The organism is Streptomyces subrutilus (assembly GCF_008704535.1).
Lineage (GTDB): Bacteria > Actinomycetota > Actinomycetes > Streptomycetales > Streptomycetaceae > Streptomyces > Streptomyces subrutilus.
In genome coordinates this window covers 4,026,514-4,040,059 of the sequence record NZ_CP023701.1, presented here as the reverse complement: position 1 = coordinate 4,040,059, position 13,546 = coordinate 4,026,514, and the positions used below count along the sequence as shown (strand labels likewise).

The following is a 13,546-nucleotide window of genomic DNA, read 5'->3' as shown; positions in this document are numbered from 1 at the left end:
CGGCCGTGACCCGGCCGCCGGGGCCCGGCACGGCCTAAGCTGCGGGCGTGCCGTCGTACTCCATCGGGCAGGCCGCCGACCTGCTGTGCGTGAGCCCCGAGACCGTCCGCCGCTGGGCGGACGCGGGGCGGCTGCCCGCGCTGCGCGGTCCGGACGGGTGCCGGAGCATCGACGGGGCGGCGCTGGCCGGCTTCGCCAAGGAGCGGGCCGCCGGGCCGCACCCGCCGCCGCCGCACGCGCCCGCCACCTCCGTACGGAACTCCTTCGCCGGGATCGTCACCCGGGTCCGGCTCGACGAGGTGGCCGCCCAGGTGGAGGTCCAGTCGGGTCCGCACCGCGTCGTCTCCCTGGTGACCCGGGAGTCGGTGGAGCAGCTCGGCATCGAGGTCGGGGTGACGGTGACCGCGCGGGTGAAGTCCACCGAGGTCCACGTCGACCTGGGCTGAGGGCCCGGCCGGCGCACGGTTCCGCGCCCCGGTCAGCCGCAGCGCAGGGCCGCGTACAGGTCCAGCTTGTGGTCCAGGCGGGACAGGTCGCGGCCGGTCAGCGCCTCCACCCGCTCGATCCGGTAGTGCACCGTGTTGACGTGCAGGTGCAGCGCCTCGGCCGTGCGCGTCCACGAGCAGTTGTTGGCGAGGAAGACCTCCAGCGTCTCGCGGAGCATCCCGTCCCCGAGCGCCCCCAGGGTCCGCGCCCCGAACACCGAGCGGACCTCCGGCGGCACCCCGGCCAGCAGTTCCGCGAGGCTGTCCAACCGCTCCATCCCGCGGACCGGGACCCGCGCGTCCGCCGCGGTCAGCGCGAAGCGGGCCTGGCTCAGCGAGGTGCGCAGCCCCTCGGCCCCCGCCACCCGGGCGCCGGCGCCCAGCCGCAGGTCGGCCCCCGGGTCCGCGCACGCCTGGATCAGCGGCCACACCGGGCCGAGCCGGGAGACCGGGTCGCGCTCCGTGCCCGGGGGCTCGTACAGCACGGCGGCCGCGCGGCCCACCGCGTACCGGGCCCCGTCCAGGTGGTCCAGTGCCTCGGCCAGGGCGTCGGAGGAGGTCGACGCGAGGGCCCGGTACGGACCGCCCTGCGGCAGTCCGGCCGCGCCGAGGGCCTCCTCCAGCGCCCCGGGGTCGGCCGGGCACGGCCCCTCCAGCAGCGCGATCAGCTCCTGGCCGGCCGCGCGCCGGGCGGCGGTGCGGCGGGCCTGCCCGTCGCGGTACTGGGCCAGCACCTCGGCGATCTCGTGGAGCACCCGGGGCGGCGCCGCGTCCGCGTCCGGGAGGTGCAACTGCCAGGCGTCGTACGCGGACCCCTCGGCCTCGACGCGCAGCGAGACCCCGCCGCGCCCGGGCGTCCCGGCCGCGCGGCCGGCCGGGAGGGCGGGCGCGGAGGGGGTGCGGGCCACGGTGCGGCCGCTCGCGGTGAGCAGGTAGCAGGAGACCCGGCCCAGGTGGGCGCAGGCCCGGTCGAGCAGTTCGGCGGGGCCGGCGCCGCTCTCCAGGAGCCGGCTCAGCTCGCCGCGGACGTTCTCGGGCAGGGCGAACAGCCGCGTCGGGCGGCGGCTGAGGTCGCCCCACTGGCGCAGGTACACCGTCTCGGTGACGGCCCGGAAGCTGGTCCGCGCGGGGACCGCGACGATGGGCACCCGGCGGGCGCGGCAGGCGGCGACGAGCTCGTCGGGGACCCGCCCGTGGGTCTCCTCGCCGGCGAGGAGGGCGGTGGCCCCGGCCTCGGCCAGCGCGGCGACGAAGCGTTCCGCCTTCGCCGGGTCGCCCGCCGACCACCACACGAGCCCGCTGAGGACGAGCTCCCCGGGGCCGAGGAAGCGGCCGGGGTCCTCCAGGTCGGTGGCCGTGACCCCGCTGACCTCTTGGCCGAGAAGGGCTTCATCCCCCCAGAGCAGGGTGAGGCCGAGATCGTCGGACTGGAGCAGGTCGAGGACGTGCATGACGGGGACTCCTTGCGGTGGGCAGAACCCACATTCGCCAGGTGAATACGTGAAAGCCCATCGTAAATGCAAGGGCAAGACCTGCCATTCCCTCTTGGTCGATCATCCAGGACAAACCCCCGGGGGCCCGTGCGTTTCCGTGGCCGGGACCAGTCGTCGCGGCCCCGTCCGCGTTGCTTCACTGACCGGAAACACTCCAACGGTGAGAGGTCGGTGGCGCGAAATGGATCTCAACACGGTGCTCGACGTGCGGGACGCCCGCCGGCGCGAGCCGTGGCGCCCGGGTGATGCCTGGCTCGGCGGGGGCACGTATCTCTTCTCCGAGCCGCAGCCGCACATCCGACGCCTCGTCGACCTCTCCCGGATGGGCTGGCCGCCGTTGTCCTGGCAGCCGGACGGCTCCCTGGACATCGCAGCGACCTGCACCATCACCGAGCTGTCGCGGTTCGGCCGGACCCTGCCGGCGACGGCCGCCCCGCTCTTCGAGCAGTGCTGCCGGGCCTTCCTGGCCAGCTTCAAGATCTGGAACATGGCCACGGTGGGCGGGAACCTCTGCAACGGCCTGCCCGCCGGCCCGATGATCTCCCTGACCGCCGCCCTCGACGGCACCGTCCTCCTCCAGGGCCAGGACGGCGCCACCCGGCGGCTGCCCGTCGCCGACTTCATCCTGGGCGCCGGCGTCAAGGACCTGAAGGACGGCGAGCTGCTGCGCTCGGTCCGGCTGCCCGCCCGCGCGCTGGACTCCCGTACGGCCTTCCGGCAGGCCTCGCTCTACGGGCTCGGCCGCTCCGGCGCCCTGGTCGTGGGGGCGTCCGACCCGGCGGACGGCTCGCTCGCGGTCACGGTCACCGCCGCCACCACGCGGCCCTTCCGCTTCTGGTTCCCGCTGCCGCCCGGCGCCGCCGAACTGCGGGAGGCGATCGACACCGCCGTCCGCCCCGACGAGTGGTTCGACGACATCCACGGGCTGCCCGCCTGGCGCCGCCACATGGGCCTGCGCCTGGCCGAGGAGGTCCGCCGCGAACTCGACCCCGCAGACCCCGCATACCCCGCATACCCCGCAGATCCCGCAGACCCCGCGGCCCCCGCCGCCGCCACCGGACCGGAGGTCTCCCGATGAGCTACGAGATCGAGATCAACAAGCAGCGGTTCGACGCCGAGCCCCGCTCCGGCCAGTGCCTGCGCACCTACCTGCGCGAGCGCGGCTGGTTCGGCGTGAAGAAGGGCTGCGACCAGGGCGACTGCGGGGCCTGCACCGTCCACGTCGACGGTCAGCCGGTGCACAGCTGCCTCTATCCGGCCGTCCGCGCCGAGGGCCGCTCCGTGACCACCGTCGAGGGCCTCGCGTCACCGGAGGGCGAGCTGCACCCCGCCCAGCAGCAGTTCCTGGACGCCCAGGGCTTCCAGTGCGGATTCTGCACGGCCGGCTTCCTGATGACCACCTCCGCGCTCCAGCAGGAGCGGGGCACCTGCCACGACGACGGCAAGCTCGACGACCTCCCCCGCGCCTTCAAGGGCAACATCTGCCGCTGCACGGGCTACCGCGCCATCGAGGACGCCGTACGCGGGGTGAAGCACACCGAAACCCCCTGCGCGGGCAAGGCCGTGGGCCGCAGCCTCGGCGCCCCCGCCGGCCCCCAGGTGGTGACCGGCACCGCGCGCTACACCTTCGACGTCGAGGTGCCGGGGCTGCTGCACATGAAGCTGCTGCGCTCCCCCCACCCGCACGCCCGGATCGTCTCCATCGACACCTCCGAGGCGCTGGCCGTGCCGGGCGTGCACGCCGTGTTCACCCACCACGACGCCCCCGACCGGCTCTACTCCTCCGCGCGCCACGAGCACCCCACCGAGGACCCGATGGACACCCGCGTCCTGGACGACGTGGTCCGCTTCGTCGGCCAGCGCGTGGCGGCCGTCGTCGCCGACAGCGAGCAGGCGGCCGAGGAGGGCTGCCGCCGGGTGGTCGTCGCGTACGAGGAGCTCCCGTACGTGATCGACCCGGAGGAGGCGATGCTTCCGGGCGCCCCCGTCCTCCACCCCAAGGGCCCCGAGTCGGGGATCTTCCGCGCCGAGAACAACGTGTGCGGCGAGGTGCACAACACGCTCGGGGACATGGAGCGGGGCTATGCGGAGGCGGACGTCGTCTACGAGGAGACCTTCCAGACCCAGCGCGTGCAGCACGCGAGCCTGGAGACGCACGGCAGCGTCGCGTACTTCGAACCCAAGGAGGAGGGCGACGGCGAGCGCATCACCGTCCGCTCCTCCACCCAGGCGCCGTTCCTGACCCGGCGGGCGCTGTGCGCCCTCTACGACCTCGACGAGGACGAGGTCCGCGTCGTCGCGGGCCGCGTGGGCGGCGGGTTCGGTGGCAAGCAGGAGATGCTGACCGAGGACATCGTGGTCCTCGCCGCCCTGAAGCTGCGCCGGCCGGTGAAACTCGAATTCACCCGGGCCGAGCAGTTCTACGGTGCCACCACCCGCCACCCCTTCAAGATCACCGTCAAGATCGGCGCCAAGGCCGACGGCACCCTCACCGCGCTGCGCATCCGCGTCGTCTCCAACACCGGCGCCTACGGCAACCACGGCCCGGCGGTCATGTTCCACAGCGTCGGCGAGTCCTTCGCCGTCTACCGGGCGCCGAACAAGGAGGTGGAGGCGTACGCGGTCTACACCAACGGCGTACCGGCGGGCGCCTTCCGCGGCTACGGCCTGGGCCAGGTGCTCTTCGCCCTCGAATCGGCGATGGACGAGCTCGCGCTCCGGCTCGGCATGGACCCGCTCGTCCTGCGCGAGAAGAACGTCATCGGCCCCGGCGACCACATGGTGACCCCGATCGGCCACGAGGAGGACCTGTTCATCGCCTCGTACGGGTTGAAGCAGTGCATGGACGTCGTGCGCGGGGCCATCGCCGAGGACCGCAGCCACGAGGACGTCCCGGAGGGCTGGCTCACCGGGACGGGCACGGCGGTCGCGATGATCGCGACCGGGCCGCCCGGCGGCCACTTCGCCGACGCCCGGGTCAGCCTGCTGCGCGACGGCACGTACGACATCGCGGTCGGCACGGCGGAGTTCGGCAACGGCACGACGACCGTGCACAAGCAGATCACCGCGGGCGCGCTGAACACCACGGTCGACCGGATCACGGTCCGCCAGTCCGACACCGACGTGGTCCGCCACGACACGGGCGCCTTCGGCTCGGCCGGCACGGTGGTGGCGGGCAAGGCCGTGATGCTGGCGGCCGACTCGCTCGCGGAGCGGCTGAAGTCCTTCGCCGCCCGGCACACGGGCGTGGCCCGGCACCTGTGCAAGCTGGAGGCCGAGGCCTTCGAGTGCGCGGGCCGCACCGTGACCCTGAAGGAGCTGTACGAGGCCGCGCACGACAAGGGCAGGCTCGACGAGATCGCGGCGGACGGCCACTGGGGCGGCTCCCCCCGCTCGGTGGCCTTCAACGCCCAGTGGTTCCGGCTGGCCGTGGACCCGGGCACGGGCGAGATGAAGATCCTGCGCAGCGTGCACGCGGCGGACGCGGGCAAGGTCATGAACCCGATGCAGTGCCGCGGCCAGGTGGAGGGGGGCGTCGCCCAGGCGCTGGGCGCGACCCTCTTCGAGACCGTACGGGTGGACGGGCGCGGCGAGGTCACCACGGCCGCCTTCCGCCGCTACCGGCTCCCGCAGTACGCGGACGTCCCGCGCACCGAGGTGCACTTCATGGAGACCTCGGACGCGATCGGCCCGCTGGGCGCCAAGTCCATGAGCGAGAGCCCCTTCAACCCGGTGGCGCCCGCGTTCGCCAACGCGCTGCGGGACGCGACCGGCGTGCGCTTCACCGAGATGCCGGTGACGCGCGATGTCGTATGGCAGAAGATGCAAGACAGAACCCACGAGTGAGACCACGTCTGCGGGTTGTAACAAGCCCTGAACCTCGCAGATGAGGTTCCATGACAAGTCGTCACGGGCATCAACCGGACATGGCCGAACTGATGCTGCACGGCGCTCTGGACCACCCGGCGAACCTGAGCGTCGCGGACCTGCGCCGCTGGGCGCAGCACCGGGCCGCGGTCACCTTCGACTGCGCGACGGACGGCTCCCGGCGCCACGTGTTCGAGGGACCCCTGTTGCGCGAGGTGGTCGCGGACGCGGGGCCCGCCTTCGACGTCCGCAGACGCAAGGACCGCAGCCGCTTCCTGCTGGCGGTGAGCGGCGGGGACGGGCACCACACCGTCCTGTCCTGGGCGGAGCTCGACGCCGATTTCGGCGATGCGCCGGTGCTGCTGGCCACCCGCCTCGACGGGGAGGACCTCGACGAGGCGGGCAGCCAGCTGGTGGTCCCCTCCGACCGGTGCGGGGCGCGCTACGTCAGCGCGGTCACCCACGTGTGGTTCGGCACGATGACACCGCCGGTCCCGGGGCCGTAGCCCCGTCCTTCGGCCCCGGCCTGCGCCCTCCACGTCGGTGAACATCGCAACCCGGCACGGTGCGCCTTCCGGGAACTCGGCCACGGTCGATCGACTCCTGCGTCGCGGCCCGCCTCTCGCGGCCCGCGTGCGCGCGGGCCAGTCGTTCCCGCGCCATGCGCGCGGTGCGCCGGCCGCGCGGGGAGCGGCCGGGCGGTGGACGCTGGAGGCATGGACAAGGACATCACCCTCCACCTCGCACAGGAACCGGAGGCCGACGCGCTGCTCTCCCGCAGCCCGCTCGCCGCCCTCGTCGGAATGCTGCTCGACCAGCAGGTGCCGATGGAGTGGGCGTTCTCGGGGCCCTGGACCATCGCCCGGCGGCTCGGCTCGGACGACCTCGACGCGCACGCCATCGCCGCGTACGACCCGGACGCCTTCGCGGCCCTCCTCTCCGAGAAGCCCGCCGTCCACCGCTACCCCGGGTCGATGGCCAAGCGGGTCCAGCAGCTCTGCGCGTACCTGGTGGAGCACTACGACGCGGATGCCGGGGCCGTGTGGGCCGACGCGGGGACGGGCGAGGAGCTGCTGCGGCGGCTGCGGGAACTGCCGGGCTTCGGCGAGCAGAAGGCCCAGATCTTCCTGGCGCTGCTGGGCAAGCGGCTCGGGGTGCGCCCGAAGGGCTGGCGGGAGGCGGCCGGCGGGTACGGGCCGCAGGGCGTATACCGCTCGGCGGCGGACATCACGGGCCCGGAGTCGCTGGCGAAGGTGCGCGCCCACAAGCAGGAGATGAAGGCCGCCGCGAAGGCGGCCAAGGCGGAGCGGGCGTAGCGCTCCGAGCGGGCGCCGAGTCCCCCGGTGACCGCCGCCGGGCGGGCCGCGGCGGCCGGCCGGGGCGCTCCGGCCGGGGCGTCCGGCCTCCGCGCGGCGGGCCGCGGCGGGGCGGCCCGCCGGGTGCCCGCTACGCGGAGGGCGCGGCCTGGGGCGGCCGGTGGCGCAGCGCGGAGCCGTAGACCTCGTCCGCGTCGAGGCGCCGCAGCTCCTCCGCGATCAGCTCGGCCCCGCTGCGGATCTTCAGGGCCACCCTGCGGTCGGGGCTGCCCGGCAGGGACAGCGTGGCCAGCGAGCCCCCGGGGCGCTCCACCCGGATCTCCCCGCCCGTGGTCTGGAGCGCGACCCGGGTGATGACCGGCCCCTCGCTCTCCACCCGGGTCACGGGCACGTCGAGCCGGTCCTCCAGCCAGCGGGCCAGCAGTTCGGCGCTCGGGTTGTCGGCCTCGGACTCCACCGTCGCGCCGGTGACCGGCAGCGGCTTCTGGTCCAGGGCGGCGGCCAGCAGGGCCCGCCACGGCGTCAGCCGGGTCCAGGCCAGATCGGTGTCGCCGGGCCGGTACGAGCCGGCCCGCACGTCCAGCTCGCCGACCGGGTCGACCGCGGCCTGGGCGTCGGTGATCCGGCGCTGTGCGAGCGCGCCGAGGGAGTCGCGTCCGGGATCGGCGGGGGCCTCGGCCGGCCACCAGGCCACCGCGGGCGCGTCCGGCAGCAGCAGCGGCAGCACCACCGAACCGGCCTGGCCGGTCAGTTCGCCGTGCAGCCGGAGCATGAGGACCTCGCCGTGACCGGCGTCCGAACCGACCCGCAGCTCGGCGTCCAGCCGGGTCGCGCGGAGCTTGTGCGGCCCCCGGGAGGTGCGCTTGATCACCGCGATGATGCGGCACGGGTGCTCGCGCGAGGCCTCCGAGGCGGCGCGCACGGCGTCGTAGGCGTTCTCCTCGTCGGTGGCGACCACCAGGGTCAGGACCAGCCCCATGGTGGGGCTGCCTATCGCACGACGGGCTTCGAGCAGGGCCCGGTTGATCTTGCTGGCCGTGGTGTCGGTGAGTTCGGTCCGCATGGGCCGAGTCTGTCAGCGCCCGGCCGCGGCCGGACACCCGGTGCGCTCGATTCCCCCTGGAGCCCGCGGCGGCGCGCACCGGGCCCCGCCGGGGCCCGTCACCGTCTGCGGCGGGCCGTTCCGAAGAGCGAGCGCGAGATCTCCCGGCCCAGCTGGGTCCCGACCGACCGGGCCAGCGAGCGGAAGAGCCCGCTGCCCACGACCTGTTCGGCCAGTGAGGGGTCCGGCTTCGGGGCGCCGCGCCCGGCCCCGGCCCTCCCGGCCGCCTCGGCCTGCTTCCCGGCCTCCGCGGCCGCCGCGGCCCGCTCCGCCGCCGCTTCGGCCGCGGCCTGTTCGGCGCTGATCTTCTCGTAGGCGGACTCGCGGTCGACCGGCTCCGCGTAGCGCGGGTAGAGCGGCGAGGACTTCACCGCCCGGTCCAGGGCCGCCGCGTCCACCGGGCCCATCAGCGACCGCGGGGCGCGCAGCCGGGTCGCCGCGACCGGGGTCGGGGCGCCGTCCTCGCTCAGGACGGTGATCACGGCCTCGCCGGTGCCGAGCCCGGTGAGCAGTTCCTCCAGGTCGTAGCCGGACCGGGGGAAGGTCCTGACCGTGGCCTTCAGGGCCTTCGCGTCGTCCGGGGTGAAGGCGCGCAGGGCGTGCTGCACCCGGTTGCCGAGCTGCGCCAGCACGTCCGCCGGCACGTCCTTGGGGGTCTGCGTCACGAAGAACACGCCGACGCCCTTGGACCGGATCAGCCGCACGGTCTGCGTGATCGACTCCAGGAAGGCCTTGGACGCCCCGTTGAAGAGCAGGTGCGCCTCGTCGAAGAAGAAGACGAGCTTGGGCCGCTCCAGGTCGCCGACCTCCGGCAGGTCCGCGTACAGGTCGGCGAGCAGCCACATCAGGAAGGTGGAGAACAGCTGCGGCCTGTCCTGGACGGCGGGCAGTTCCAGTACGGAGACCAGCCCGCGCCCGTCGGCGGCCGTCCGCAGGAACTCGGCCGTGTCGAACTCGGGCTCGCCGAAGAACTCCGAGGCGCCCTGCTGTTCGAAGGCGGTGAGCGCGCGCAGGATCACCCCGGCGGTCACCGTCGACAGGCCGCCGATCCCCTTGAGCTCCGGTTTGCCCTGGTCGGAGACGAGGAAGGCGGTGACCGCGCGCAGGTCCTTGAGGTCGACGAGCTCCAGGCCCTTGGCGTCGGCGTAGTGGAAGATCAGGCCGAGCGACTGCTCCTGCGTCTGGTTGAGCCGGAGCACCTTGGACATCAGCACCGGGCCGAAGGCGGTCACCGTGGCGCGCACCGGAATGCCGGTGCCGAGGCCGCCGAGCGAGTAGAACTCGCTCGGGTACCCGGTCGGCTCCCACTCCTGGGCGACGTCGGCCGCGCGCCGTGCGACCCGGTCGCCGGGGACGCCCGGCGCACAGATCCCGGAGACGTCGCCCTTGATGTCGGCGAGGAAGACGGGGACGCCCTGGGCGGAGAGCTGCTCGGCGACGAGCTGGAGTGTCTTGGTCTTGCCGGTGCCGGTGGCGCCCGCGACCAGCCCGTGCCGGTTGAGCATCGACAGCGGGATGCGGATCTGGTGCTGCGGCAGGCAGGCGCCGTCCCAGAGCAGGGCCCCGAGGTCGAGCGCGGGCCCGGCGAAGGCGTACCCGGCGGCGATCTCCGCGGCCGGACCGGTCCCGGCGCCGGGCGCGGCCGCGGCGGGCTCCGCGGGCACGGGAGGCCGGGCGGGCGCGGCCGCGCCCCGAGGGCCCGCGGCGTCTGGGTCGGTGCTCTCGCTCATGCATCACTCCCGAATTGGCGCTGCTTGCCACTTTTGCACCCCTGGCACGAGGCTGCGCCCGCAGGCACCGGCCCGGTAGGCTTTCCGTGTGATCTTCAAGCGCATCGGTAACGGAAAGCCGTATCCCGACCACGGCCGGGAAAGCACCCGGCAGTGGGCGGATGTCGCGCCGCGCCCGGTCCGGCTCGACCAGCTGGTGACGACCAAGGGGCAGTTGGACCTGGAGACGCTGCTCGCCGAGGACTCCACCTTCTACGGGGACCTGTTCGCGCACGTCGTGAAGTGGCGGGGCGACCTCTACCTGGAGGACGGTCTGCACCGCGCCGTGCGCGCGGCCCTGCAGCAGCGGCAGGTGCTGCACGCCCGCGTCCTCGAAATGGACTGACGCCTCCCCGCGACGGCCCGACGCCGTGCCCGCGCCGCCGGCGCCCGGGCTCAGCTGCGGCTTCTCCCGGATTGCGCCTTTCGGGTCGCCCTTGACGTATCAGCACATCATCGAGTGGGCATCCCCGCGCAGCGGCACTACGCTGCGCCCATGAGCATGCTCACTCCCCCCGGCATGGGCGGAAAGTACCGCGTCACGGGCACGGCTTACCCCCGCATGAGCCGTAAGCGGAGCCTCCGCAGGATCGTCCTCTCCGTACTCGGCGCGGCCCTCGCCCTCGCCGTGATCAGCTACGGGGCACTGCAGCTCATCGGCGTGTTCCGGGGTGACGGCCCCGACCGGAACATCGCCGCGGGCGCCAAGGACTGTCCGACCGCGAGCGCGAAGGCCGCCGTGAAGGGCGCACCCGCCGCCGCCACCGCACCCGCGAAACCGGCCGTGGTGCTGCCCAAGCCCGGTGACATCACCGTCAACGTCTACAACGCGACCCCGCGCGCCGGGCTCGCCAAGGCCGTCGGCGACGAACTGAAGAAACGCGGGTTCCTCATCGGCAAGGTCGGCAACGCCCCGGCCGACTTCGACAAGAAGGTGCCCGGCACCGGCACACTGGTCGGCTCCGCGGCCACGGACAAGGCCGCGTACTCCGTCCTCGGCACCCAGCTGGCCGGCACCACCCAGCAGACCGACACCCGCGAGGGCGCCGACATCGACCTGATCCTCGGCACCGCCTTCACCCAGCTGAGCACGCCGGCCGACGCCGACAAGGCACTGGCCCTGCTGGCCGACCCGGCGCCCGCTTCCGCGAAGAACTGCTGAACGGCTCCGGCGGCGGCCGGGCGGCACGACCGGAGCGCCGGTCCCGGACCTCCGGGACCGGCGCTCCGGCGTACGCGGCCCCCTACGCGGACCGGGGGCCGCGCACGGGCGGTGCGCCCTACTCGGCCGAGCCGTACATCCGGTCGCCCGCGTCGCCCAGCCCCGGCACGATGTAGCCCTGCTCGTTGAGCCGCTCGTCCACCGCGGCCGTCACCACCGTCACCGGCGTGCCCGCCAGCTCGCGCTCCATGATCTCGACGCCCTCCGGGGCCGCCAGCAGCACCACGGCCGTCACGTCGTCGGCCCCGCGCTTGATCAGCTCCCGGATCGCCGCGACGAGCGTGCCGCCGGTCGCCAGCATCGGGTCGACCACGTAGACCTGCCGGCCCGAGAGGTCCTCGGGCATGCGGGTCGCGTACGTGGAGGCCTCCAGGGTCTCCTCGTTGCGGACCATGCCCAGGAAGCCCACCTCGGCGGTCGGCAGCAGCCGCACCATGCCGTCGAGCATGCCCAGCCCGGCGCGCAGGATCGGCACCACCAGCGGCCGCGGGTGGGAGAGCTTCACCCCGGTCGTGGGGCCGACCGGGGTCTCGATGTCGGCCTGCTCGGTGCGCACGTCCCGGGTGGCCTCGTACGCGAGCAGGGTCACCAGCTCGTCGGCGAGGCGGCGGAAGGTGGGGGAGTCGGTGCGCTTGTCGCGCAGGGTGGTCAGTTTGTGCGCCACCAAGGGGTGGTCGACGACCTGCAAACGCACAACATCCTCCAAAACTCAGCTTCAGGGTTTCGACCTGCGACCTGCAAAAACGGCCGCAAGACGCGACCCGCACCCAAAAGGCTACGCGGTGGCGGACCCGCATCGCGTCCCCCCGGCGCGGACGCACCGGCCCGGCCCCGTCCGCGACCCGGGGCGCGAACCGGGAGGCGACCCGGAGATGCGGGGCGCCCGGATGCCCAGCACGCTGGACTGATGAGCAACGCACCGGTGATCGCGGCCGTCGACGGTTCCGAGCACAGCCTCCGCGCCCTGGAGTGGGCCCGGGCGGCGGCCCTGCGCCGCGGGACCGGGCTGCTCGTCGCCCATGTACTGCCCGACCACGCCCAGTTGTACGCCGGCCGCCGCTCCGCGCTGCACGACCCCCGGCAGCCGGAGGAGTTCGCCGACCCGGTGGGCGACCGGATCCGGGCCCTGCTCGACACGGCTCCCGACCGGCCCGGACCCATCCGGTACGAGCCGCTGGAGGGCTCCGTGCCCGAGGCGCTGCGGGTCATCGGGGCCGAGGGCCTGATGCTGGTGATGGGCTCGCGGGGCCGCGGCGGCTTCGCCAGCCTGCTGCTGGGCTCCAACAGCCGCGCCGTGGCCACCACCGCCCCCTGCCCCGTGGTGGTCGTCCCGCACGCGGAGCGCGGCGCCGGCGCCGCGCCGGACGCCTCGACCGGGCGGGTGGTGCTCGGGCTGCACGCCGCCGAGACCCCCGCCGACGTGCTCGACTTCGCGTTCGCGGAGGCCGCCGCCCGGGGGACCACCGTCCAGGTGGTCTCCGCGTACGTCGTCCCGCCCGCGCCGACCATGGTGGTGGACAGCCCGTTCGCGGTGATCCCGCCCGAGGGGCTGCCGGACGACGGGGACGCCGTGCCGGCCGAGCGGGAGATGCTGCGCTCCCAGACCGAGCGCCTGGCCCCCTTCCGCACCCGCTACCCGGACGTACCGGTCGAGCAGGCCGCCGTACCGGGGGACGCCGCGGGCCGCCTGGTGGACGCCTCCCGGTCCGCGGCGCTGGTCGTGGTCGGACGGCACCACCCGCGGCGCACCGCCCTGTCGATGATGATCGGCTCGGTCGCCACGGCCGTGCTCCAGCACGCCCACGGCCCGGTGGCGGTCGTCCCCACCCTGTCGGACGACGGCTGACCCGCCGCTGACCCGCCGCCGGCCGCCACCGGCCTGACCTGCGCCGGGGGTGGCATCAAACGGGCCGGCCGGGGGAAGGTGGCCCTGGGGGGTCTGCTTCGCGCCGGCGAAGGAGGACGACCGGATCAGCCCGGGGTGGTGGCCGATGCCCGACACTCAGCCGAGCGACGAGAGCGACGCGGACGAAACGCCGGAGAGCGCGGCGCAGCGCAGGGCGCGCCGCGCGCAGTTCCTGCGGGACCTGAACGAGGCGCGCGAACTGCGCGACCGCGTCCAGCCCCGGCGCGCCCGCGCCGCCCGTATGCGCCAGCAGATGCGCATGCGCACATTCCGCTGGTGAACCGGGGCCCGTGCCCGCCGCCGGAGCCTGCCCCCGGGCCCCGCCGGCACGCTCCGGCGCCGCCGACACGGCCGGGCCACGCCGGGCGGCGGGTTCGTCGCGGCCG

General features: G+C 74.5%; 13 protein-coding genes. 9 read left to right on the top strand and 4 right to left on the bottom strand.

The features are described 5' to 3' along the window. Positions 1-47: 47 nt before the first annotated feature. Complete coding sequence (locus CP968_RS17710) at positions 48-446, top strand: TOBE domain-containing protein (RefSeq protein ID WP_150518954.1); 399 nt, start codon at positions 48-50, stop codon at positions 444-446. 32 nt (positions 447-478) lie between these two features. Here CP968_RS17710 and CP968_RS17705 read toward each other — a convergent pair whose 3' ends face one another. Further along, positions 479-1,936: a helix-turn-helix domain-containing protein gene (locus tag CP968_RS17705; RefSeq protein ID WP_150518953.1), complete on the bottom strand. Its 1,458-nt coding sequence runs from the start codon at positions 1,934-1,936 to the stop codon at positions 479-481. A 223-nt stretch (positions 1,937-2,159) separates the two neighbouring features. Here CP968_RS17705 and CP968_RS17700 point away from each other — a divergent pair, with 223 nt between their 5' ends. From CP968_RS17700 to CP968_RS17685, 4 genes are all read left to right on the top strand, one after another. Beyond that, positions 2,160-3,056, top strand: a complete 897-nt coding sequence (locus CP968_RS17700) for an FAD binding domain-containing protein (protein ID WP_150518952.1) — start codon at positions 2,160-2,162, stop codon at positions 3,054-3,056. After that, a complete protein-coding gene (locus tag CP968_RS17695; RefSeq protein ID WP_150518951.1) occupies positions 3,053-5,824 on the top strand; it encodes a molybdopterin-dependent oxidoreductase in 2,772 nt (923 codons plus the stop codon). Before CP968_RS17700 ends, CP968_RS17695 begins: the two co-directional genes overlap by 4 nt. Before the next feature lie 80 nt (positions 5,825-5,904). Continuing rightward, positions 5,905-6,351 (top strand): molybdopterin-dependent oxidoreductase, encoded by a 447-nt coding sequence (locus CP968_RS17690; RefSeq protein ID WP_229886852.1) that lies wholly within the window; start codon positions 5,905-5,907, stop codon positions 6,349-6,351. A 210-nt stretch (positions 6,352-6,561) separates the two neighbouring features. Beyond that, the gene (locus CP968_RS17685; RefSeq protein ID WP_150518949.1) at positions 6,562-7,161 is read left to right on the top strand and encodes an HhH-GPD-type base excision DNA repair protein; all 600 of its coding nucleotides are present in this window, start codon (positions 6,562-6,564) and stop codon (positions 7,159-7,161) included. Positions 7,162-7,291: 130 nt separating this feature from the next. Here CP968_RS17685 and opcA read toward each other — a convergent pair whose 3' ends face one another. Further along, complete coding sequence (opcA, locus tag CP968_RS17680; RefSeq protein ID WP_150518948.1) at positions 7,292-8,224, bottom strand: glucose-6-phosphate dehydrogenase assembly protein OpcA; 933 nt, start codon at positions 8,222-8,224, stop codon at positions 7,292-7,294. A gap of 98 nt (positions 8,225-8,322) precedes the next feature. After that, positions 8,323-9,993: a helicase HerA-like domain-containing protein gene (locus CP968_RS17675; protein ID WP_150518947.1), complete on the bottom strand. Its 1,671-nt coding sequence runs from the start codon at positions 9,991-9,993 to the stop codon at positions 8,323-8,325. Between the two features lie 88 nt (positions 9,994-10,081). On the opposite strand from CP968_RS17675, the gene CP968_RS17670 reads away from it, so the two are divergent. Next, entirely contained in the window at positions 10,082-10,378 is a 297-nt protein-coding gene (locus tag CP968_RS17670) for a type II toxin-antitoxin system VapB family antitoxin (protein ID WP_017240525.1), read from the top strand. A gap of 150 nt (positions 10,379-10,528) precedes the next feature. Continuing rightward, positions 10,529-11,194: a LytR C-terminal domain-containing protein gene (locus tag CP968_RS17665; RefSeq protein WP_150518946.1), complete on the top strand. Its 666-nt coding sequence runs from the start codon at positions 10,529-10,531 to the stop codon at positions 11,192-11,194. A 118-nt stretch (positions 11,195-11,312) separates the two neighbouring features. Here CP968_RS17665 and upp read toward each other — a convergent pair whose 3' ends face one another. After that, the gene (gene upp, locus CP968_RS17660) at positions 11,313-11,948 is read right to left on the bottom strand and encodes a uracil phosphoribosyltransferase (RefSeq protein WP_150518945.1); all 636 of its coding nucleotides are present in this window, start codon (positions 11,946-11,948) and stop codon (positions 11,313-11,315) included. A 213-nt stretch (positions 11,949-12,161) separates the two neighbouring features. Here upp and CP968_RS17655 point away from each other — a divergent pair, with 213 nt between their 5' ends. Further along, positions 12,162-13,100, top strand: coding sequence for a universal stress protein (locus CP968_RS17655; protein WP_150518944.1), 939 nt, complete (start codon positions 12,162-12,164; stop codon positions 13,098-13,100). A 145-nt stretch (positions 13,101-13,245) separates the two neighbouring features. Beyond that, complete coding sequence (locus CP968_RS17650; RefSeq protein ID WP_150518943.1) at positions 13,246-13,440, top strand: hypothetical protein; 195 nt, start codon at positions 13,246-13,248, stop codon at positions 13,438-13,440. Positions 13,441-13,546: the final 106 nt, after the last annotated feature.